We start from the raw sequence: 22,740 nt of genomic DNA on the forward strand, positions 1-22,740 counted from the left end.
TATTACAGAAATTCCGCAAGTATTACAAGGATGAATTGCAGTAAAAAGTAAATTTGAACCAAAGCTGTAAAGTCAAGTAAAAAGTTGCATGCGACTTAGGGTTGTGCTATGATAAGCAGTAAGTATGCAGGGGGAAAGCCCCTGTCTGAGAGAAGCCAGTACTGCATTGCGCAGCGCGGTACTGGAGAAAAGAGAGCGGAGAAAGATGGTTACGGAACGAATTATAATAGAAGATACGCACAGGATAGATGCGGGAAAGCTGGAGAGAGCGGCAGAGATTTTAAGGGAGGGAGGTCTGGTGGCATTTCCGACGGAGACCGTGTATGGACTCGGGGCAAATGCTCTCGATGAGGAAGCGGCAAAGAAGATATACGCAGCAAAAGGAAGACCTTCGGACAATCCGCTGATTGCACATATCGCGGATTTTTCTGATTTGAAGCCCCTGGTGGCGGAGATTCCGGAGGCGGCGGGGAAGCTGATGGAGGCATTCTGGCCGGGGCCGCTGACCATGATATTTCCTAAGAGTGACGCCGTTCCATACGGCACGACAGGAGGACTGGATACCGTGGCGGTCCGCATGCCCAGCGATCCGGTGGCCATGACGCTCATCCGGCTTGCCGGTGTACCGGTAGCGGCCCCCAGCGCCAATACGTCTGGACGGCCCAGCCCTACGACGGCGGATCACGTATGGCAGGACATGAACGGAAAGATCGACATGATCGTGGATGGCGGACCTGTGGGAATCGGTGTGGAATCCACGATTATCGATGTGTCCGGGGAGAGTCCGGTGATTCTGCGCCCGGGAGCCATCACACAGGAGATGGCCGGCGAGGTGCTGGGCATGGAGATCGGCCTCGATCCGGCGATTACCGGTGACGGCCCGATGAACGCCGATGTGAAGCCCAAGGCGCCCGGGATGAAGTATAAGCACTATGCGCCGAAGGCTGATTTGACCCTGGTTGAGGGGACGCCCGCCGATGTGGTCCGCACCATCAACCATCTGGCCGGGGAGAAGCTGGAGGCGGGGTACCGCGTGGGAATTATCTGCACGGACGAGACCATGGAGCTGTACCCGGATGGCATGGTGAGAAGCCTGGGGCTGCGCGCCAGGGAGGAGACCATTGCCCATAATTTATACGCTGTACTAAGGGAATTTGATGATCTGGAGGCGGATTACATCTATTCAGAGAGTTTTTCGGCCGACCATCTGGGACAGGCGATTATGAACCGGCTGAAGAAGGCGGCGGGATACCATATGATTAAGGGAGGAGATTATGTCAGTGACTGAGAAGAGAGAAGATTATATTACATGGGATGAATATTTCATGGGAGTTGCCATTTTATCCGGAAAGCGTTCCAAGGACCCCAGCACACAGGTGGGAGCGTGTATCGTAAGCCAGGACAACAAGATCCTGTCCATGGGATACAATGGATTTCCGAAGGGATGCTCCGACGATGAATTTCCCTGGGGAAAGGAACACGAGAAGGACGATCCGTATAACGCAAAATATTTTTACTCCACCCACAGCGAGTTAAACGCCATCTTAAACTACAGAGGCGGCAGTCTGGAGGGATCCAAGCTGTATGTCACACTGTTTCCGTGCAATGAATGTGCAAAGGCCATCATCCAGTCGGGGATCAAGACGATCGTCTACGGTAGTGATAAGTACGACGGGACGCCGGCGGTCAATGCCTCCAAGCGCATGCTGAACGCGGCGGGGGTGCGGTATTACCAGTATCAGCCGACAGGCCGGAAGATAGAAATCGAGGTTTAGGTCAATTATGAAGTTTTTGCTAGCGGCGCTGAATGCCAAATATATTCATTCCAACCCCGGGATTTACAGCCTGAAGGCCTATGCGGAGAGACAGATGGAGTGTGATCTCTCTGACGCCTTAGGGAAGCAGGAAATCTCGGTGGAGCTGGGAGAGTATACGATCAATAACCAGATGGGGGATATCTTAAAGGACATCTACTTAAGAAAGCCGGATATGGTCGGCTTCTCCTGCTATATCTGGAATATATCCTGGGTTATGGAGCTTGTGCGGGACCTTCCGTTAGTTCTCCCCGAAGTGGAGATCTGGCTGGGAGGTCCTGAGGTTTCTTATGATGCGGCGGATGTCCTTCAGAGGGAGCCGGGAGTTACCGGTATTATGATGGGAGAAGGGGAGGAAACCTTTCTGGAGGTGCTTAAGCTTTACGCGGACGGCAGGAGGGATTTTTCTTCGATCGACGGAGTGGCCTGCCGGAATGAGAAGGGGGAGCCGGTTATCCGGCCTCTGAAAAAAGCGGTGGACATGAGCGCTATTCCATTTCCGTATGAAGATTTAGATGATTTTGAGCATAAGATTGTTTATTATGAGAGCAGCAGGGGGTGCCCATTTTCCTGCAGCTACTGTTTATCCTCTCTGGATAAGTCGGTCAGGTTCCGAAGCATGGAGCTGGTGAAACGGGAACTGGATTTCTTTTTGGAGCGCAGGGTTCCCCAGGTGAAGTTTGTGGACAGAACCTTTAACTGCAGCAAGAAGCATACCATGGAGATCTGGCGCCACATCACAGAGCATGACAATGGGGTGACAAACTTCCATTTTGAGATCTCCGCGGATCTGCTCGATGAGGAGGAACTGGAGCTGATGGCGGAGATGCGCCCCGGATTAATTCAGCTGGAAATCGGCGTACAGAGTACGAATCCGGATACCATCCGCGAGATCAGGCGGAAGACGGATTTAACCCGCCTCAAATCGGTGGTGGAACGCATACACGGGTTTGGCAATATCCACTGCCATCTCGATCTGATCGCGGGTCTGCCTTATGAGGGCTATGAGAGCTTCCGGAACTCCTTTAACGAGGTCTATGAGATGAAGCCGGATCAGCTGCAGCTGGGCTTTTTAAAGGTCCTGAAGGGGTCTTTTATGGCTGAAAATGCAAAAGCCTACGGCCTGGTCTACAGCGCAAAGCAGCCCTACGAGGTGCTGGGCACGAAATGGCTCGATTATGGGAGCCTGCTAAAACTAAAGGGCGTGGAAGAGATGGTGGAGGTCTATGAGAACAGCGGACAGTTTACCGTCACCATGAAGGAACTGGTGAAGGAATTTAATACGCCGTTTGACTTGTTCTCTGATCTGGCGGAGTATTATGAGACGCACACGCTGACGGGGGCCAGCCACAGCCGTATGGCAAGATATGAGATTTTAGACGGCTTTGTGGCGGAACACATTCCGGGGAAAGCGGCAGTGTACAGACGGCTCATGGTATATGACCTGTATCTCAGGGAGAATTTAAAGAGCCGCCCGGATTTCGCTGAAGATCAGACTCCGTTCAAGGAGCAGGTGCGGGAATTCTTCGCAGAAGAGGCAGTGAAGCACCGCTATTTAAGCGACGGATACGAGGGCTTTGAGGCGAGACAGCTGATTAAAATGGCTCATCTTGAGGTATTTGCGGGGAAGACCGCGGTGCTGTTTGACTACAGGAAACGGGATCCGCTGAGCTATAATGCGGCGGCTTATGTGATTGAGGATTTCTTTAACTGACTGTGTACTGATGCAGCTATGGTGAATGGATAGAGTGCATCGATACAAAGAGGAGATGAATATGGCAAAGAGAGAGACAAAAGCGGAGCTTAAAGCGCGTGTGGATCATGTGCTGGCGGCTCTTGACCAGGAATACGGAACGGAATACGTCTGCTATTTGAACCACGAGACCCCGTGGCAGCTGTTGATTGCGGTTATTATGAGCGCGCAGTGCACGGACGCCAGAGTAAATATCGTGACGGCGGATTTATTTAAAAAGTACGATTCCATAGAGAAATTTGCGAATGCGGATTTAAAGGAGCTGGAGAATGATATCCACTCCATCGGCTTTTACCACATGAAGGCGAAGAATATTATCTCCTGCTGCCGGGACCTGGTTACGCGGTTTGGCGGCGAGGTGCCGGGGACCATCGAGGAACTGACCAGCCTGGCGGGCGTGGGCAGGAAGACGGCGAATGTCATCCGGGGAAATATTTACAATGAGCCGAGTATCGTGGTGGATACTCATGTAAAGCGGATATCCAGAAAGCTGGGATTTGCGAAGGCGGAGGATCCGGAGAAGATCGAGATGGAGCTTATGAAGGTACTGCCGAAAGAGCACTGGATTCTCTGGAATATCCAGATTATCACGCTGGGACGGAGTATCTGTTTTGCGAGAAGCCCGAAGTGTAAGGAATGCTTCCTTCGGGAGTACTGTCCCAGTGCGGATCAGTAGGGGGATAAGATGGTAAATTCCTATGTGGCAGTGGATTTGGAGACGACAGGGCTGGATCCAAAGCGGGATAAAATTATAGAAATAGGGGCTGTACGGGTCGAGGCGGGCGAGATAACGGCGGATTTTGAGTCGTTTGTAAACCCGTACCGTCTGCTGGAGGCGAGGACGAAGTCACTGACGGGAATCCGTGACCGGGATGTCGCAGATGCGCGGGGAATCGATGCGGTGCTCCCCGGCTTTTTGAACTTTGCAGGGGAACTGCCGCTTCTGGGGCACCGGATTATTTTCGATTACAGTTTCTTAAAGAGGGCGGCGGTCAATCAGGGAGAAGAATTTGCCCGGGCCGGCATCGATACGCTGACACTCGCCCGGCTGTTTATGCCGGAGGATGAGAAGAAGAATTTAAAGGCGGCCTGCGGGTGGTTTGGGGTGGAACAGAAGGAAACGCACCGCGCCATGGCCGACGCCATGGCGGCGCACCAGCTTTATCAGGCGATGAAAAAGAGGTACGGAAAGGAGCGCCCGGACGTATTTTCCGAAGAAAATCTTATTTATAGGGTAAAAAAGGAGCAGCCAGCCTCAAAAAGGCAAAAAGAACACTTGCAGGATTTAATAAAATATCATAAAATAGGCTTAACTGTGCAAATTGACCACTTAACCCGCAATGAAATCTCCAGAATTACGGATAAAATCATAGCACAGTACGGAAGAATATAAGAGAGGTGAATATCATGATTAACTTTAACGATAAAAAAAACAGGAAGGTAGTTTCCATAGTCCTTATCGCAGTGGTAATTCTGCTGATCGTAGCTATGGTACTGCCGATGATGCTGGTCCGCTAGGAGAAGGAAGCAGCAGGCAGCAACTTGAAAATTGAGGAATGATTATGAAAAACAGAACTTTGGCAACAGGCCTTGCGGCCATGGCGCTGGCGGTGGGACTGACACTGGCCTTTCCGGCACCGTCGCGGGCTGATACCCTTCCGGAGGGTCTCTATGTAGGAGAATACAGTCTGGGGGGAATGACAGAAGAGGAAGCCAGCGAAAAGATCCAGAGCCTTGTGGGCGAGATGGAGAATCAGAAGATTACGCTGGTAGTGGATGGAGAGTCCGTGGATACTACGGCGAAGGAACTGGGCTTTCACTGGTCCAATACCGACGCGGTAAACCAGGCCGCGGCATCCGTAACGGGAGGGAATTTAATCCACCGTTATTTAAACTTGAAAGACATCGAACATAACCATGTCGTTATTCCATTGGAGACAGCTTTTGACGATGGTAAGGTGGCGGCATTCGTAGAGGAAAAATGTGCTTCTGTCGTAGCAGAGCCAAAGGATGCGTCAATCACGAGAGAGAATGGGGCGTTTGTCGTCACTCCCGCCGTGGTTGGAAAGAGTGTGGATGCAGGGGCGACGAAAGCAGCCCTCGATGAGGCGATATCCGGAGGCCTTAAGGAACCGGTGACGGTGACTGCGGCAGTGACGGAGGCTCAGCCGAACATCACAACGGAAGCGCTTTCAACGATTCAGGATGTGCTGGGAACCTTTTCCACGGATTTCTCCAGCAGCGGCAATTCCCGTGCCACCAATCTACGGGTGGGAGCGGGCAAGATCAACGGCCACGTGCTGATGCCGGGTGAGACGCTGTCCGGTTATGAGTGCATGCATCCGTTTACGACAGCCAACGGCTATGCCACTGCGGCCGCTTATGAAAACGGTCAGGTGGTTGACAGTGTGGGAGGCGGCGTATGCCAGATTTCCACGACGCTTTACAACGCGTCTCTCCGCGCAGAACTGGAGATTACGCAGAGACAGAACCACTCGATGATCGTTACGTATGTAAAACCCTCGGAAGACGCGGCTATCGCCGGTACTTATAAGGATTTGAAGATTACGAATAACTACGGCACTCCGATTTACGTGGAGGGCTATACGTCAGGCAAAACGCTGACCTTTACCATTTACGGCAAAGAGACGAGGCCTGCCAACCGGACATTTAAGTTTGTGTCCGAGACCCTTGGAACGATGGATCCGGGACCGCCAAAGGAAGAGGTGGATCCGACCATGGAGCCGGGCGCCAGAAAACAGGTGCAGTCTGCTCACAGGGGCTATAAGTCCAGACTGTGGAAATACGTCTATATCGATGGCGTGGAGCAGAGCAAAGAGATACTGCATACAGACACATACAACGCCTCCAAGGCGATTGTGAAGGTAGGTCCGGCGGCTCCGGCAGTGACCGTACCGCTTCCGGAGGAGACGACAGCGCCGGTGGAGACAACGCCGGTGGAACCGACACCGGTAGAAGGCGTGGATGGAGGTCCGGGTGTAACCGAACCGACTCCGGAGACGGCAGCACCTGCGCCGGTTTCTACACCGGATCCGGTGCCCGCGCCGCAGCCCGGAGGTTCTGATGAAACTCCGGTGCAGTGACGGGAGTTATGCATGAGAAAAATAGAACGAGATAACACCGGCCTTATGCGGCCGGGACAGAATCTGGTGGTGGCAGGGTACGCGGGATATGCCGGTACGATTGCGATCGTGAGGCAGAAGCGCGAAGAGCTGCTTCAGTGGTTTACAAAAGGCTACTTAGACCGGATTATGGAAAATGAAGATGGAACACTGAGTGGGAATCTGGAACGGTGGAAAGCATTGGGAGCCACGGAGTGTGAACCGGCAGGGGAGGGCGGAATACTTTCCGCCCTCTGGAATTTATCCGGGGCATACATGACGGGCATCGAATTTTCACTGCGCCAGATTCCTGTCAAACAGGAGACAATTGAGGTCTGCGAGCGGTACGATTTAAACCCGTACCGGCTTTATTCGGACGGCTGCCTGCTCTTTGTCACAGACAACGGCGGTGAGATGGTTCTGGCCCTGGAACGGGAAGGAATCCACGCCGCGGTGATTGGACGGGTGACGGAAGGTATCGGAAGGATCATCCGCCACGGAGAAAGCTCCGGTTACTTAGACCGGCCCGCGGAGGATGAGATTCATAAAGTATTATAAGCAATCATTATAATAAATCATTTTAATCAGGAGGTAAGGTTATGAGAGAGAAGATATTGGCGGTTATTGAAAAAAACAGCAGAATCGACTTGAAGGATCTGGCGGTTCTTTTAGGGGAAAGTGAGGCCGCGGTCGCCAATGAGATCGCCGAGATGGAAAAAGAGCATATCATCTGCGGTTACCATACCCTGATTAACTGGGACAATACCAGTGATGAAAAAGTGGTTGCCTTAATCGAAGTTAAGGTAACACCGCAGAGAGGCATGGGATTCGACAAGATCGCGGAACGTATCTACCAGTACAGCGAGGTGGAAGCGGTTTATCTGATGTCAGGCGCATATGACTTTACCGTATTTATCGAGGGAAGGACCATGAGACAGGTAGCACAGTTTGTTTCGGATAAGCTCTCCCCGATGGAATCCGTATTAAGCACAGCAACTCACTTTGTACTTAAAAAATACAAGGATCATGGCACCGTACTCGCTGAAGAGACGCAGGATGAAAGGATGTTGATTACCCCGTGAGAAATCCATTATCTGAAAGAATCGTAGAGATTCCGCCATCAGGAATCCGTAAATTTTTTGACATTGTAAGTGAAATGAAGGACGCTATCTCCCTGGGCGTCGGTGAACCGGACTTCGAGACTCCGTGGCATATCAGGGAAGAGGGAATCTATTCTCTGGAGAAAGGACGCACATTCTATACGTCCAACGCCGGTTTGAGGGAATTGAAGGTTGAGATCAGCAGCTACTTAAAGAGACGCTTTGATGTTACATACGATCCGGACCATGAGGTGATGGTGACGGTGGGCGGCAGCGAGGCCATTGACGTGGCTCTGCGTGCCATGCTGGACCCGGGCGACGAAGTGCTGATTCCGCAGCCCTGTTTCGTCTCCTATGTGCCGTGTACCATTCTGGCAAACGGTGTGCCGGTTCCGATTCCGCTGGAGGAAAAGGATAACTTTAAGCTGACAAAGGAAAAACTGCTTTCATATATCACCCCGAAGTCGAAGATTCTCGTTCTGCCGTTCCCGAACAATCCAACCGGCGCGGTAATGACCGCGGAGGAGCTGGCTGTTATCGCGGAGATCGTCATCGAGAAGGATCTTTTTGTGCTGACAGATGAGATATACGGGGAGCTGACGTATGGAATGGAGCATACCACCATCGCATCCTTCCCGGGCCTTAAAGAGCGTACCGTGCTGATTAACGGATTTTCCAAGGCTTACGCCATGACGGGCTGGCGTCTCGGCTATCTGGCCGCACCGGCTGTTATTCTGGAACAGATGTTAAAGATTCACCAGTTCGCTATCATGTGCGCGCCGACCACCAGCCAGTACGCTGCCATCGCGGCTCTGCGGGACGGGGACAAGGACGTGCAGATGATGAGAGAGTCATACGACCAGAGACGCCGTTTTCTCATGAACGCGTTTAAGGAGATGGGACTGGAATGCTTTGAGCCCAACGGCGCATTTTACGCATTCCCCAGCATTAAGCGTTTCGGCATGACCTCCGATGAGTTCGCTACAAGGCTGCTCCAGGAGGAGAAGGTGGCCGTCGTTCCGGGAACGGCGTTCGGTGACTGCGGTGAGGGATATCTGCGTGTTTCCTATGCATACTCCTTAAAGAGCTTAAAAGAGGCGCTGGGACGTATGGAACGCTTTGTGAAGAGACTGGATGGAAAGGCATAGAATCATTATGAACGTTGTATTACTGGAACCGGAGATGCCGGCCAATACCGGCAATATCGGAAGAACCTGTGTGGCCACGGGGACGAAGCTTCATCTCATCGAGCCGCTGGGATTTAAACTGAATGACAAGCTGATCAAGAGGGCCGGACTGGACTACTGGGATAAGCTGGATGTGACGGTTTACTGTGATTACCAGGATTTCCTGGACAGGAATCCGGGAGCAAAGATTTATATGGCTACGACGAAGGGGCTTCATGTTTATTCGGACGTGGAGTATGAACCGGACTGTTTCCTGATGTTCGGAAAAGAGAGCGCCGGAATTCCGGAGGATATTCTCCTGGAGAATCAGGAGCAGTGTGTGAGGATTCCCATGTGGGGAGACATACGCTCGCTGAACCTGTCAAACTCGGTGTCGATTGTGCTGTATGAGGCGCTTAGACAGAACGGGTTTGAGAAGATGACCATGCAGGGGCAGCTGCACCATCTGCATTGGAAAGAGTAAGTATGACAGCGTGTACAGGATAAGAACAGGTATGATAAACAGAAAGGAAGGCTGAGTCATTCAGCCCTCCTTTTTTTCTGTTTTATTAAAGATTAGTAGATTTCGGAAGGCTGAATATAAATTCTGTTCCAACGCCCTCTGTGCTGACCACATCAATGTTTTCACCGTGAGACTGGATGATCTCCTTTACGATCGCAAGGCCAAGGCCGGTTCCCTTCTTATCTTTTCCGCGTGATAAATCAGACTTGTAAAAACGTTCCCATATCTTCTTTATGCTGTCCTTCGGGATACCGATTCCGGTGTCCTTTACGGAGATAAAGATCTTTTCGTATTTCCCGGAGGCCTGGATGTAGATGGTGGAATCGTGGTGGCTGAATTTGATGGCATTGTCGATCAGGTTGTACATGACCTGCTGAATCTTCCCGAGATCGGCGTAAACCATCTGAATATTGTTGGAGAAGGTCAGGTCGAAGTTGATATTCTTCTCCTCACACGTTCCCTCAAAGGACGCCGCCGTGTCCTTGATTACCCGGTTGATGTCGAAATTCGTCCGGTTCAAATAGCCCTTGCTGTCCAGCGTGTTCAGCGTCAGCATTCCCTGCGTCAGCTTGTTTAACCGCTCGGTCTCTGTAATCACCCGGGTTAAATACTTCTCATACATCTCCGGAGGGATGGTGCCATCCAGAATGGCCTCTAAGTATCCTTTGATGGATGTCAGCGGGGAGCGGAAATCATGAGACACATTGGCGATAAATGTCTTCTGGTATTCCTCCATCTTGTTCAGCTCATCCGACATATAGTTTAAGGTGGCCGCTAAATATCCCATCTCGTCTCTGGTATTCACATCAATGTGGTACGTTAAATTCCCCTGAGCGTATTCGTTGGCGCCCGCCGTGATCTTTTTCAGCGGGAAGTATACCGTCTTTGTAAAGACGAGAAGGATGATCAGGGAGAGGCCGAATACCACGGCGAGTGTAATGTATACAATATTCAAAATACCATCTCTCGTATTCTGCAGAACTGAGAGCGGCATATGGATGACCACATAGCCGTAAGTCGTGTAATTCCCGGTAATGGGGGCGTGGACACTCAGTACATCATAGGTGAACTGGTCATAGAATGTGCCGATGGTATACGACTTGTTGCCGGCTGCCGTGGGATCGAAGCGGTCGATGACCCGGCCGGTCCGCTCTGACTGGTCGCTGTCCACCACAATCTTTCCCTGGCGGTCGATGATCCAGATCTGGGCGTGGAGGTAATGGGCGGATCCCACCAGCTGAGGGTAGGATGAGATCAGATCCATGTCTTTTCCATGGTACATGCCGCTGTAGGTGGAGGCGATCTGATTGGCTTCATCGTACAGCGAATCAGCCTGTTCGCGGATCAGGTAGCGCTCCGTCATCCGGGAAGACAGGGTGGCAATTGAGGCAAAACCTAAAAGGCCGAATACCAGGTAGCCGAGAATAAACTTGTAATAAAGGGAATGAGTCATTGTGATTCTCCATTTTCATTGATCTGTAGGTATCATTCGATATGATAAATTAAGTATAATACTTTTTGACCATTAAGTCACTACGGATTTTAACGGGACGGGGAGAAAGACTGTTACTAATTTATTTTTCATGGAACAAAACAAATGCTCCGCCCTTCCGGCAGTGAAACCGGTTGGCGGAGCATTCACTCTGTTCTGGAAAATACGTTTATTTTGCAGGCTGAATATCGGTGACAACGGTATCGAGGTTGTCCGGGGTGGGCAGTCCGTTGGTATAGCTCACGGTTATTTTATCTCCGGACTTGATGTCTTTGTACTCTTCACTCTGTGTTTCATCCAGTGGGAAGACGTACGCTTCCTCGCCCTCTTCCGCAACAATGGTAATCATAAAGCCTTTGTTTTCCTCTACAACTCCCGTTACAGTACCTTCACTGCTCTGGGAATCTCCTGTGGAATCGGAGCCGGAATCAGCAGCACCGGATTCGTCCCTGGTGGTTGCGCTGGCGGAAGTTTCCGTCTTTACAGATGTAGTCGGGGCAGCCGCTTCTTTTTTCGATGAGCATGCGGCCGCAGATAATGCGAATACCAGGACAGCTGCCATAATTAATAATTTCTTCTTCATAATAATCCTCCATATGATGTTTTTTTAATTACAGAGAATTAGACGTGAAAGAGAAGTAAAAAGTTGCAAAGGATGGAAAAAAATGTTTCAGCCGCTTATCGACATGGCGGAAAAAGTTATCCACAATAATGTGGAAATGTCTGTGGATTAATTGTTAATATCTGAAAATTGTGTGAACGGGGATGTGGAAAACGTAAAAAAGGGGATGAAGAGTGTGGATAACGGAAAGATATGGGGGAAAGAGGGAAAATACGGAAAGATTTTATTCAAAATAACTTTTTCAAATAATAGTATGGTATTCTTAAAATTGTCTCGCTAAAAAGGGGCCCATATCCCTGGAATCCTGAGCTGCCGCACAGATATCCGACAGTGAATCCCTTGCTGCAGGAACAAAACAGCAAAGGAGGCGGGGAACAAAGAATACATATTGAAATTAAACTACATATCCACGGACCGGCATCCTACATATTGACAGGGAGTTACAAATTGTAAGTGCAATTCTTCCTTGTTAAGATAACAGTAATACAATTGGTCAGATGACTGGAGGAATGGTAACGATGGATATGGAAAAAAATGCAGAGATGGAGAAAAGCGAAAGACAAGACAGACCGGCAATCGTGATGATTACCTGTGATGAACTGAACCGGAAGACGTTGGGATGTTACGGAGGGAAAGCAATTACCACGCCGCATATCGACAGTCTGGCGGAAGAGGGCACGAACTATGAGAACTGCTATACCGTCAGTCCCTGGTGCCTGCCGTCCAGGTGCTCGATCCTTACAGGCCGTTATCCGCACAACAGCGGCGCCTACAGCAATTTCCGCAAGTGCGCGCTGGATACGGGAATCAGCAACCTGTTCCAGTCGCTGAGGGAAAGCGGCTACCGCACTTCCGTGTTTGGAAAATGCCATTTTGCACCGGTTCCCTACTCGGAGACGCGGGCGGACCGGACTCTGCCGTATGAGGAGTTCAAAGCGTATTACGAGAGTCTGGGGATCGATCATCTGGAACTGGAGGATGACAAACAGGTATCCGTCTGGTTCTGCGATGATTACAGCAAAGAGCTGGATCAGGCCGGATATTTGAAAGCATACCGGGATGCGGTGTGGAATCCGGACTACAGGAAGGTCTTCCCGTTCCCTGGACCGGCAGACTGGCATCCGGATGCCTGGACCGGCAGAAAGGCGGTGGAGTATATTCACAGCTATGAGGAGGAAAAGCCTCTGTTTGCCTGGATATCCTTCAGCGGCCCCCATTATACCTTCGATGCGCCGGAGGAGTATTTGAGTCAGGTGGACATGGCCGGGCTGCCGCCGCTTATTAAGCGGGAAGGAGAACTGGACGGGGAAGACCGGATTCATCACGACAGCTACTTTGGAGGCCCAAACAGCAACATCGATGGATGCGGCCATGCTGACGGCCATGCGTGCAAAAATTATACCGATGAATACTGGGACCGGCTCAGAAGAAGCTACTGCGGAAATGTAAAGCTGATCGACGACCAGGTCGGAGAGATTATAAAAGCCGTCAAAGCGAAATACGGGGACAATGCCCTGATCCTGTTTTCCGCGGACCACGGGGAGATGCTGGGAGATCATGGACTGTGGGGAAAACATAACTGCGCGTACGACGAGGTGTGGCATATTCCGCTTCTGGTAAAGTACCCGGGCCAAAAGACGGGGACGGCGGACCGGCGGCTCGTGAACTCCGTGGACTTCCTGCCGACGTGCCTGGAGGCGGCGGGGGCCGTGATACCGGCCTGCGACGGCAGACCGCTCAGCGATCCGGATTGGGAACGGGATTATACCTTTGCGGAGGGAGAGGGGTATCTGGCTGTCACGGACGGGAGATTTAAGTATGTCCACGTACAGAAGGGCAGGGAACACGGAAGAGAGCTGCTGGATCTGCGGGAAGATCCGAACGAGTTTGAAAACCGGATCGCACTGCCCGAATACCAGGAAGCCCTGGCGGCGCTTCGGGAAAAGATGATTGAACATGTGATTCCGGCAATTCTGGCTTAGAGCATGTCTAAAAATTCATTTCCGCCAGCTGCATGTCTCACTTCGCGGCATATTGAGCCCCAATTCAGTCAGCGTAGCCCACTACGCCTCCTTCATCGGGACCCAATCTCCCGCAAAGTGTGACGCACAGCTGACGAAAAGCAATTTTTAGACACGCTCTAGAGGAGGCAGTATGACAGCAGAAAAAAATGATCTTGGCTTAAAGGAAACGAAACCCGCCATTATCCTGATCACATGCGACCAGCTAAACAGGAACACTCTGGGCTGTTATGGCGGAAAAACCATTCAAACACCTCATATCGACCGGCTGGCGGAAGAGGGAACTGTATGCAGCCGCTGCTACACGGTAAGCCCGTGGTGTCTGCCGGCCCGGTGCGCCATGCTGTCCGGCCTCTATCCGCACCGGAACCGGGCATACAGCAATTTTCGGAAGTGTGCGCTCGACACGGGAAGGGATAACCTGTTTTTTGCCTTAAAGGACAGCGGGTATCATACGTCGCTGTTTGGAAAGTGCCATTTTGCTCCGGTTCCCTATGATCGGACAAGGCCGGACGCCACGCTTCCGTACGAAGAATTCCGGGAGTACTATCAATCTCTGGGAATTGATGAGCTGAGGCTTCAGGATGACAAACAGGTGTCCGCCTGGTTCCTCGACGATTACAGCAGGGAGCTGGACCGTGCGGGATACTTAACGCCGTACCGGGAGGCCGTATGGAACCCTGAGTACCAGAAGGTGTTTCCGTTTCCGGGGCCTGCCTGCTGGCATCCCGACGCATGGGTGGGAGATCAGGCCGCCGGATCTATCCGCAGGTACGATCAGAAGAAACCGCTGTTTGCCTGGGTTTCCTTCAGCGGTCCCCATTTCCCATTCGATGCCCCGCAGGAGTACGCGGACAGAATCGACCGGTCCAGGCTGCCGGAGCGAATCCGGCGGGAGGGGGAATTTGCCGGGATGGACCGGATTCACCATGACAGCTATTACGGCGGAGATAACGGAACTGTCATCGACGGCGCCAGACCGGCGAAGGGAAAAGGCTGCCGCAGCTACACAGAGGAATACTGGGATCGCATGAGAACCAGCTACTACGCCAATGTAAAGCTGATTGATGACCAGGTGGGAAAGATAGAGGACGCGGTCAGGGAGAGATATGGGGACAACGCGCTCATCCTGTTTACGGCAGACCACGGGGAGATGCTGGGCAATCACGGGCTATGGGGAAAAAACATGTGTGCCTACGATGAAGTGTGGAGAATACCGCTGCTAATCCGTTATCCCGGTAATCGTAAAAGGGCTGTAGAGGAACGGCTGGTGAATTCCACGGATTTTCTCCCCACATGCCTGGGGGCGGCAGGCGGCAGGCAGATCTGCTGCGACGGAAACGATCTGGCGGACAGCGCGTGGAGCCGGGAGTATACGTTTGCCGAGGGCGAGGGATTTATGGCGGTGACCGACGGCCTGAGAAAATACATCCATTTGCAGCGTCAAAATGGAAAGAAAAGAGAATTGATCGATTTGATGAAAGATCCTCATGAGTTTGATAACCGGGTAAGCTGGCCGGAATATCAGGCAGAGGCAGCGCATCTGGAAGAGAAGATGCTTGAACATATGATCCCATCGGTGTTGGCCTGATATTGGGCTGTGGGGGGATAGGAGGGGAACTATGAAAAAAATGAGCTGGAGAAAGAGACTGTTTTATTCCTATATTTTTATCGGGGTGATTCCGCTTCTGGTGTTGGGGGCATTTTTTTATTATGGAAACCGCATGACGGAGAGGAAAGAACTGGAGAAATCCAATTCGGCCATGTTGTCGCAGGTACTCCAGAAGCTGGACTATGTGACAGAAAAGATGAACAGCGCCGCTTACCATTTCTCGGGAAGCGAGATAGAGGACCAGTTAAATGATGTCAGATACGAGCGGACGGAGATCGATGAGGGCCTGGTGGCCTCTCAGCTGATGACATATTCGGAAATCGTGGGGGACACGGAAAATGATGTGAAGCCAATTCTCTATTTAAGAGGGGACAAATCTGTTTACACAATGGATGGGAAGATTCCTTACTCCGAATTTGAAAAGGACATGAACCAGTACGGAGACTTAAACGAGGCTTCGTTTTTCGGAACCATAAATTCGGTTAAGGATGACCGTTCTCTCAAGATTGGGGAAGAGAAGCAGGCGGGGGAAGAATCGTCCATCGTTTATTTTCTGTACCCGATTCCGTATATGAATAATATTCCGATTGCCACGATTGGCTTTGGGTTTGGCTCCGATTCTCTGAATGAGCTGATAAAAACGTATTATACGGCGGATTCTGCCATCTATATTTTCAATGAACGGTATTTAACGCTGTTTCAATGTGGCCAGGAGAACTGTTCCGGGTTAAGCCGGGAGTCGCTTGACAATCTGGCCATAAAGTACAGAAGAACCGGAGGGAAGCTGGTAGAAGAACGGGTGGATGGAGGTTCCTTCATCATTATGAGGGAGATTTCGGCAAATTCCGGGCTGTCGGTGGTGTCGATCACGGACAGTAAGAAATTCTATCAGTCGGGCAGTGAGTTTGCCTCCTGGTATATTTTCCTGATCGCCGTCCTGTTCATAGGAGGTATTCTGCTTTCCCTCGTGCTGTCACGGAGCAACTACAAGCCGATTCAGAAGCTGGTCCAGAAGATTGTGGATCAGGATACCATGGCAGATCAGGAGCAGGAAGGAATTAATGAATTTGAGATCATCACAAATAAATGGACCGATGTGCAAAATAAAAATGAAGAGCTGAGCGCACTTTTAAACCGCCAGAGGCCCATGGTGGTAGCCTCCTGTCTGAGGAGGATTCTAAAAGGCAAGTTTAAGACCTCGGAGGAAATGGAGGCGACGCTGAAATCGGCGAATATTAACTTAAGCTACCGCTATAATTTCGTGATCCTGCTTCCGATTCCCGTGGAGGACAGCTTCGAAGAGGATAAAAATCTTCGTATTATGACGGTTCTGGCCGGTTTTATGCAGCCATTTATCCACGTCTATGGCCTCGACATGCTGAAGGACAATGGAATCGCGGTGATTGTCAACTGCGGGGAGCGGACCGCGGGTGAGAAAAATGTGGATATCCGTCTGTCCGTGGCGGACCACCTGTGCCGTGAACTGGAGACCCGTTATGAGATTTCCATCCCCTTTTATATAGGAAGAATCTACGAAGATGTCATGGATATAAACCGCTCTTTTTTAGAGTCCGCGGCCATCGCTTCGGATTACCATATGCTGGGAAATCAGAAGGTAATTTTATTTGAGGAGATCGGTTACGAGGAACAGAATATCCAGTATCCCATTCTGGAACAGGCCCTGTTTATCCAGTGTTTAAAGCAGGCTAACGAGGAGGCGGCTTTAAAGGCGCTGGACAATATGATCGGGGAGATCGAACCGCTGAAATCGTTCGTCATCACACAGTGCCTCTGCTTCGATATCATCAATATTACGATCAAGACGCTGGACCAGCTAAAGGGCTTTGAACTGAAGAATGTGGATTTAAAGAAGCTGATCACCTTTAAGAGTCTGCCGGAATTCCGCGAAAAGATGGCCGGCCTTACGATCGAGATGTGCCGCCAGTTCGCCGAATTTAAGGACAGCAGAAACAATGAGCGCAAATCAGAAATACTGGATTATGTCAACTGCCATTACGGCGACAGCAGCATGGGATTAGAGAGCGTCGCAGACGAATTCGGCGTATCCTCCAATTACCTCAGCCGGTTTTTCAAGCAGGAGACGGGCTGCTCTTTTATTCAGTATGTCACCATGATCCGGATGGACCGGGCTAGGGAGCTGCTGGTGAACAGCAATAAACAGATCAAGGAGATCGTGGCGGAGATCGGATATATCGATGTCGCCAATTTTGTCAGAAAGTTTAAGGGTTATGAGGGCGTGACGCCGGGACAGTACAGGGAAAAGATGAGAATATGACATACTGCTTAAAAAGCACATATCCTTGCAGGTACAGGGCTACATATGGAAACGGAATCACAAATTGAAAGGAAGAAAGCAATCCTCTATACTGTGGGCAGAAAGGAGGAGTGAAACGTGAGAGATCAGGAAATGAGAGGGGAAGTATTATGAGGAGGGAAAAGAAACGAAAGCAGGAGGAAGCATTTGCCGTAAGGCTGAAAAAGGACTTTATCCGATACCGCTATATCTATCTGATGCTCCTTCCGGTAGTCATCTACTATGCGGTATTCTGCTACGGTCCCATGAGCAAAATCGTCATTGCATTCCAGAATTTTAAGCCCGCGCTTGGAATTTCCGGGAGCAAATGGGTAGGCATGAAGTATTTTATTGATTTCTTTACCGGGCCGTACGCGTGGAGACTGATTCGGAATACGCTGCTTCTGAATATACTGCAGATTATTCTGGCCTTTCCGGTGCCGATTATCCTGGCGCTTCTTATTAATGAGATACAGTGCCGCCCCTACAAGAAGCTGGTGCAAACGGTCAGCTATATGCCTCACTTCATATCGCTTGTCGTCATGTGCAGCCTGCTCCTGACGTTCAGCCGTTCGGATGGAATCTTTAATGACTTCCTTGCCCTCTTCGGTGTGGAGCGAAGCAATCTGATGGCAAATGCAAAGCTGTTCCGGCCGATGTATGTCTTAAGTGGGATCTGGCAGGAGGCGGGCTGGGGAAGCATCATCTATCTGGCCACTCTTTCCACCATTGATCCCGGCTTATATGAGGCCGCCACCATCGATGGGGCCAGCCGGTTCCAGCGAATGCTTTACGTATCATTTCCCGGACTGGTGCCGATTATTATCGTTCAGCTGATTATGAGGGTCGGAAATATTCTGACAATGGGGTTTGAAAAGGTATTTCTCCTTTACAACCCGCTTACATACGACACGGCGGATATTATTTCCACCTATATTTACCGCCAGGGCCTGGAACTGACCAATTACAGCTATGGTACGGCGGTGGGGCTGTTTAACTCGGCGGTCAACCTATTGATTCTCGTGCTGGCGAATCGTCTGAGCAGAAAAGCGACAGGAGAAAGCCTGTGGTAGGGCGGGCTTCCGGAAAGGAGAGAAGAATGAAGAAACAGAAATCTCCGGGAGACAGAATCTTTATTTCTATGGTATATGTCCTGATGGGACTCATGGGGCTGATCTGCCTTTACCCCATGTGGCACGTGGTCATGGCGTCCTTCAGTGATCCCATCGAGCTGATGAGGCACACGGGGGTGATCCTGAAGCCGTTGGGATTCTCCCTGGAGGGGTACCGGGTGGTGATCGAGAACCCCAATATTCTGCCGAGCTACTTCAATACAATTGTGTATGTGCTGGTGGGAACGGCCATCAACATGTTTCTCACCATTCTGGGGGCGTATGCGCTGTCCAGAAAAGGGTTCATGCTGAAACGGCCGCTCACGCTGCTGATCGTATTTACCATGTATTTTAATGCGGGACTCATACCGAATTTCCTGCTGGTGAAGGGGCTGGGCCTTTATAATACGATCTGGGCGTTAGTTCTTCCCGGTGCCATATCCACATGGAACTTAATCGTTATGAAGACTTCATTTCAGTCGATCCCGGTCAGCCTTGAGGAGTCCGCCAGGCTGGATGGCGCCAACGACTTCGTGATCCTGTTTAAGATCATCCTGCCGCTGTCCAAGGCGACGATGGCGGTTATGGTGCTGTTCTATGCGGTGGCACACTGGAGTTCCTGGTTTAATGCCATGATTTATCTGAGAGATAAGAGCAAATTTCCCCTGCAGCTTGTCATGCGGGAGATTCTGATCGCCAATTCATCCGGCGGCAACAGCATGATGGATACGGATGCGATGTTCCTGGAGGAAATCGTAAAATATTCCACAATTGTGGTTGCGACGGTCCCGATTCTGTTTATCTATCCGTTTGCGCAGAAATACTTTATGTCGGGTGTGATGATGGGGTCTGTAAAAGAGTAAAAGAAGGTAAAAGAGGGTAAAAATTATTGATTGGGAGGTAATCAAAAATGAGAAAGAAACAAATCGTATGTTTGACACTGGCGGCGGCTCTGTTAGGACTTACCGCATGCGGAAATGCACAGAGCGCAGGTACCGCGGCATCGACTGAAAAAGCGAAAACCGAAGGAACAGAGGGGACGAAGAGTACAGAGACCACGGAAGCGGGAAAAGACGGGGACAGCAGTGAGCCGGTTACCCTGACTTACTGGGTTCCATTTGGCAGCAGCGCAGCAAAATACGTGACCGGTGACAATGACAATGTGGCGTATCAGGAGGCCATGAAACGTCTGGGGATCAACATTGAATTTATCCATCCGGCGATCGGACAGGAACAGGAAGAATTTAACCTGCTGTTCCTGGGGGATAAGCTTCCCGATATCATCGCCTATGCGGATCGTTATGCGGGCGGAGAATTTCAGGGAATGAGAGACGGGGTGTTTAAAGATCTGACAGAGCTGGTTCCCCAGTATGCGCCGGACTACTATAAGGTATTGACGGAAAATGAAGAGTTTTACAGGGAGTCCACCGATAACAACGGCCATATCGTGAGCTTCAACAACTGCAAGCCCGTTGCCGACCCGCCTTTCCGCAGATGGGTCTTCAAGAAGGACTTATTGAGCGAGCTGGACTGTGATATCCCGAAAACGGTGGCAGATTACGAGGCCATGTTTGAAAAGATCAAGGCGAAGGGAATGACTCCTTACCTCCTGGATAAGTTTGGATATGAGGTACAGCTGGAAGGTCTGTTTGATGTTTATTATAATAAAGATAATAATTTCTTCCAGAAAGACGGCGTCGTCAAGTGTGCGCCTCTGGAGGACGGCTTTAAGGATTATCTGACCCTGATTAACAAGTGGTATTCAAGCGGTTACATCTCCAAGGATTTCAGCAGCATCAAGGACGCGGAGGCCAATACGCTGTTTGACACGGATCAGATCGGTACCTATCTTGCTCCAACCGTTGCCACCTTTAACCGCGGCGAGAGACAGGGCTTTGAAGTCGTGTCGGCTCCGTATATCAGGCTGGAAGAGGGACAGCAGCTCCACTGGGAGGAATACAATGTATGGCCGAGAACGCGGGAGCACGAGTCCACGGTGGTCATCAGCAAGGACTGTCAGAACGTAGAAGCCGCCATGAAATTCTTAAATTACGGCTACACGGAGGAAGGCGCCAATCTCTACAACTGGGGAGTGGAAGGTGTCAACTGGAATTGGCAGGGAGACAAGCGGGTGTATAACGACACCATGCTGAACAATCCAAAGTTTGGAACAGAGGAAGCCAGTTTTATTTACAAGGTACATTTTGCACCGAAGATCAACTACCCCGATGTCGAGTGCCATGCGAACCTCTTAAAGAGTGAGGGAGCTCTGGCAATCCGTATGAAATGGTCGGATGATGATAAGATCGACAGCAGCCTTCAGCTTCCGCCATACCAGCTGGAGGAGGATGAGCAGCAGAGATTGGGTGAAATTATGACTCCGGTCAATACCTATATCGATGAGATGACCCTGAAATTTATCACGGGCGCGGAGCCGCTGGATAATTTCGATAATTTCCGTGCGACCATCAAGTCAATGGGAATTGACGAAGCGCTGCAGTTAAAGCAGGATGGACTCGATGCCTATATGGCGAAGGAAGTGAAATAGGGCGGTTCGCCGGAGGAAGCAAAATAGTAGAGAAAGTAGTAAAAATAGTGTTCTGGATTCCATAAAAAATCCTGTTAAAATAGAGTCAGAACTGAAAAATGACACAGGAAAGAGGTTCCAATGAGCAGAGAAAGTAAAAAGCCAAATCTGATATACATTTTTGCAGATCAGCTTCGTTACTCCAGCCTGGGCTATGCAGGAGACTTAAGAGCCCAGACTCCTAACATTGACGCGCTGTGTGCGAAGAGCACGGATCTGTGCCGGATGGTCAGCGGCCATCCGGTGTGCGCGCCGTACCGCGCCTCACTGTTTACGGGAAAATATACGACGAGTACGGGGATGGTGATCAATGAGATCCGGATGAATCCGAACCATCACACCTTCGCGGACGTGTTGAATGAAAATGGCTATGAGACCGCATACATCGGAAAATGGCATATGTATGCGTCGGAGCTGGGCAACCATTACGATCCGAAAAACTCCTATATTCCAAAGGGCAGGGACCGGCTGGGCTTTAACGGGTATTTTGCAGCCTATAATTTCCGCCATGAGTATTCCGTGGGGACGGCCTACTATCATCTGGACAGTCCGGAAAAGATTTACTACGACAAATACGAGCCGGACGCCCAGACCGACATGGCCATAGAACAGCTGGAGCGGCTGGCCCGTGGGGACTCCCCCTTTGCACTGTTTTTATCCATCGGCACGCCCCACGATCCGTGGGAACCGGATAATGTGCCCGAGGAGTGCTTAAGGAGGTTTGCACATACGGATTTCGATTATCCGCCCAACTACCTTCCGGAAAACGATCCGCACGCCGACCAGTGGGCCCGCTTAAGCGAAGAGGAGAGGAAGTGCCTACCCGAATGGATGAGGGTATACTATGCCATGACTGCCAATCTAGATGACAACATCGGCCGTCTGAAGGAGGCGGTCAGCCGCCTTGGCCTGGAAGAGAACTCCATCATCGTCTTTACCTCCGATCACGGAGAGCTGTTCGGGGCCCATGGCAGGAGGGCGAAGAATATTTTCTATGAGGAGGCAGTCCGGGTGCCGATGCTGATCCGGTGGCCGGGACATCTGGAGGAACATGTCAGGAGAGACTGTGTCATGAACACGGTGGATATTATGCCGACCCTTCTGTCGCTCATGGACCTTCCCGTTCCTTTGGGGGCGGAGGGAAAGGATTTCAGCATGGCGGTAAAGGGAGAGGAGGTCAGAGACGACGGCGCGCTTATGATGTGTACCGGGCCTACCGCAGCCTGGGGCGACGGGCAGGAATGGAGGGCATTTAGGACCCGGAGGTATAAGTATGCCGTATACCGCTCCGACCAACAGGAGTTTTTATTCGATCTGGAGAATGATCCGTATGAAAGGAATAATCTGGCCGGAGATCCGGAATACCGCGACCGGATGGAGGACTTAAAGAGGCAGATGTATTCCAGAATGGAGGCGGTCGGAGACCGTTTTGAGAGCAATACCTACTACCGGGACCACTGGGTAGAAGACAGAATCATCAGACATACCGCAACCATATAGCG

The 22,740-nt window shown here is 50.9% G+C and carries 20 protein-coding genes and 2 pseudogenes; 19 read left to right on the forward strand and 3 right to left on the reverse strand.

The window, feature by feature from the left end:
• Positions 1-205: 205 nt before the first annotated feature.
• The 11 genes from H8S80_RS12415 (at position 206) to trmL (ending at position 9,439) form a co-directional block, all read left to right on the forward strand.
• Entirely contained in the window at positions 206-1,288 is a 1,083-nt protein-coding gene (locus H8S80_RS12415; RefSeq protein ID WP_117633293.1) for an L-threonylcarbamoyladenylate synthase, read from the forward strand.
• A complete protein-coding gene (locus H8S80_RS12420; protein WP_025529060.1) occupies positions 1,281-1,775 on the forward strand; it encodes a deoxycytidylate deaminase in 495 nt (164 codons plus the stop codon). The genes H8S80_RS12415 and H8S80_RS12420 overlap by 8 nt, the downstream gene beginning before the upstream one ends.
• Positions 1,776-1,782: 7 nt before the next feature.
• Entirely contained in the window at positions 1,783-3,528 is a 1,746-nt protein-coding gene (locus tag H8S80_RS12425) for a B12-binding domain-containing radical SAM protein (protein WP_117633260.1), read from the forward strand.
• A 61-nt stretch (positions 3,529-3,589) separates the two neighbouring features.
• Positions 3,590-4,243: an endonuclease III gene (nth, locus tag H8S80_RS12430; RefSeq protein ID WP_055657833.1), complete on the forward strand. Its 654-nt coding sequence runs from the start codon at positions 3,590-3,592 to the stop codon at positions 4,241-4,243.
• 9 nt (positions 4,244-4,252) lie between these two features.
• Positions 4,253-4,960, forward strand: a complete 708-nt coding sequence (locus tag H8S80_RS12435; protein ID WP_002601955.1) for a 3'-5' exonuclease — start codon at positions 4,253-4,255, stop codon at positions 4,958-4,960.
• A 14-nt stretch (positions 4,961-4,974) separates the two neighbouring features.
• Complete coding sequence (locus H8S80_RS12440) at positions 4,975-5,085, forward strand: hypothetical protein (RefSeq protein WP_002601954.1); 111 nt, start codon at positions 4,975-4,977, stop codon at positions 5,083-5,085.
• Between the two features lie 44 nt (positions 5,086-5,129).
• Entirely contained in the window at positions 5,130-6,671 is a 1,542-nt protein-coding gene (locus tag H8S80_RS12445; protein ID WP_002601953.1) for a VanW family protein, read from the forward strand.
• 12 nt (positions 6,672-6,683) lie between these two features.
• Entirely contained in the window at positions 6,684-7,247 is a 564-nt protein-coding gene (locus H8S80_RS12450; RefSeq protein WP_002601952.1) for an AIR synthase-related protein, read from the forward strand.
• A 41-nt stretch (positions 7,248-7,288) separates the two neighbouring features.
• Entirely contained in the window at positions 7,289-7,771 is a 483-nt protein-coding gene (locus H8S80_RS12455; RefSeq protein ID WP_002601951.1) for an Lrp/AsnC family transcriptional regulator, read from the forward strand.
• A complete protein-coding gene (locus H8S80_RS12460) occupies positions 7,768-8,937 on the forward strand; it encodes an aminotransferase class I/II-fold pyridoxal phosphate-dependent enzyme (RefSeq protein WP_002601950.1) in 1,170 nt (389 codons plus the stop codon). The genes H8S80_RS12455 and H8S80_RS12460 overlap by 4 nt, the downstream gene beginning before the upstream one ends.
• A gap of 4 nt (positions 8,938-8,941) precedes the next feature.
• Positions 8,942-9,439 (forward strand): tRNA (uridine(34)/cytosine(34)/5-carboxymethylaminomethyluridine(34)-2'-O)-methyltransferase TrmL, encoded by a 498-nt coding sequence (gene trmL / locus H8S80_RS12465; RefSeq protein ID WP_025529062.1) that lies wholly within the window; start codon positions 8,942-8,944, stop codon positions 9,437-9,439.
• A gap of 85 nt (positions 9,440-9,524) precedes the next feature.
• Here the strand turns inward: trmL and H8S80_RS12470 are convergent, their stop codons facing one another.
• The gene (locus H8S80_RS12470; protein WP_002601948.1) at positions 9,525-10,931 is read right to left on the reverse strand and encodes a sensor histidine kinase; all 1,407 of its coding nucleotides are present in this window, start codon (positions 10,929-10,931) and stop codon (positions 9,525-9,527) included.
• 208 nt (positions 10,932-11,139) lie between these two features.
• Positions 11,140-11,553: an entericidin EcnAB gene (locus tag H8S80_RS12475; protein ID WP_117633259.1), complete on the reverse strand. Its 414-nt coding sequence runs from the start codon at positions 11,551-11,553 to the stop codon at positions 11,140-11,142.
• 557 nt (positions 11,554-12,110) lie between these two features.
• Here H8S80_RS12475 and H8S80_RS12480 point away from each other — a divergent pair.
• A complete protein-coding gene (locus H8S80_RS12480) occupies positions 12,111-13,574 on the forward strand; it encodes a sulfatase family protein (protein ID WP_117633258.1) in 1,464 nt (487 codons plus the stop codon).
• 13 nt (positions 13,575-13,587) lie between these two features.
• Positions 13,588-13,710 (forward strand): annotated as a pseudogene (locus H8S80_RS34850) (DUF6783 domain-containing protein); the annotation flags it as partial.
• Here the strand turns inward: H8S80_RS34850 and H8S80_RS35105 are convergent.
• Positions 13,681-13,767 (reverse strand): annotated as a pseudogene (locus H8S80_RS35105) (hypothetical protein); the annotation flags it as partial. The pseudogenes H8S80_RS34850 and H8S80_RS35105 sit on opposite strands and share 30 nt — an antisense overlap.
• Here H8S80_RS35105 and H8S80_RS12485 point away from each other — a divergent pair.
• The 6 genes from H8S80_RS12485 (at position 13,747) to H8S80_RS12510 (ending at position 22,738) form a co-directional block, all read left to right on the forward strand.
• The gene (locus H8S80_RS12485; RefSeq protein ID WP_117633257.1) at positions 13,747-15,204 is read left to right on the forward strand and encodes a sulfatase family protein; all 1,458 of its coding nucleotides are present in this window, start codon (positions 13,747-13,749) and stop codon (positions 15,202-15,204) included. The pseudogene H8S80_RS35105 and the gene H8S80_RS12485 overlap by 21 nt on opposite strands.
• A 31-nt stretch (positions 15,205-15,235) precedes the next feature.
• Positions 15,236-17,521 carry a helix-turn-helix domain-containing protein gene (locus tag H8S80_RS12490; RefSeq protein ID WP_002601944.1) on the forward strand — a complete coding sequence of 762 codons (2,286 nt, stop codon included), beginning with the start codon at positions 15,236-15,238 and terminating at the stop codon, positions 17,519-17,521.
• Positions 17,522-17,670: 149 nt separating this feature from the next.
• Complete coding sequence (locus H8S80_RS12495; protein WP_002601943.1) at positions 17,671-18,612, forward strand: ABC transporter permease; 942 nt, start codon at positions 17,671-17,673, stop codon at positions 18,610-18,612.
• Positions 18,613-18,638: 26 nt separating this feature from the next.
• On the forward strand, positions 18,639-19,514 hold the full coding sequence (locus H8S80_RS12500; RefSeq protein ID WP_025529067.1) for a carbohydrate ABC transporter permease: 876 nt from the start codon (positions 18,639-18,641) through the stop codon (positions 19,512-19,514).
• Positions 19,515-19,561: 47 nt separating this feature from the next.
• Positions 19,562-21,199 (forward strand): extracellular solute-binding protein, encoded by a 1,638-nt coding sequence (locus tag H8S80_RS12505; RefSeq protein WP_117633256.1) that lies wholly within the window; start codon positions 19,562-19,564, stop codon positions 21,197-21,199.
• A gap of 120 nt (positions 21,200-21,319) precedes the next feature.
• Positions 21,320-22,738 carry a sulfatase-like hydrolase/transferase gene (locus H8S80_RS12510; RefSeq protein ID WP_117633255.1) on the forward strand — a complete coding sequence of 473 codons (1,419 nt, stop codon included), beginning with the start codon at positions 21,320-21,322 and terminating at the stop codon, positions 22,736-22,738.
• The last annotated feature ends 2 nt before the right edge of the window (positions 22,739-22,740 follow it).

It is taken from the genome of Hungatella sp. L36 (assembly GCF_014288035.1).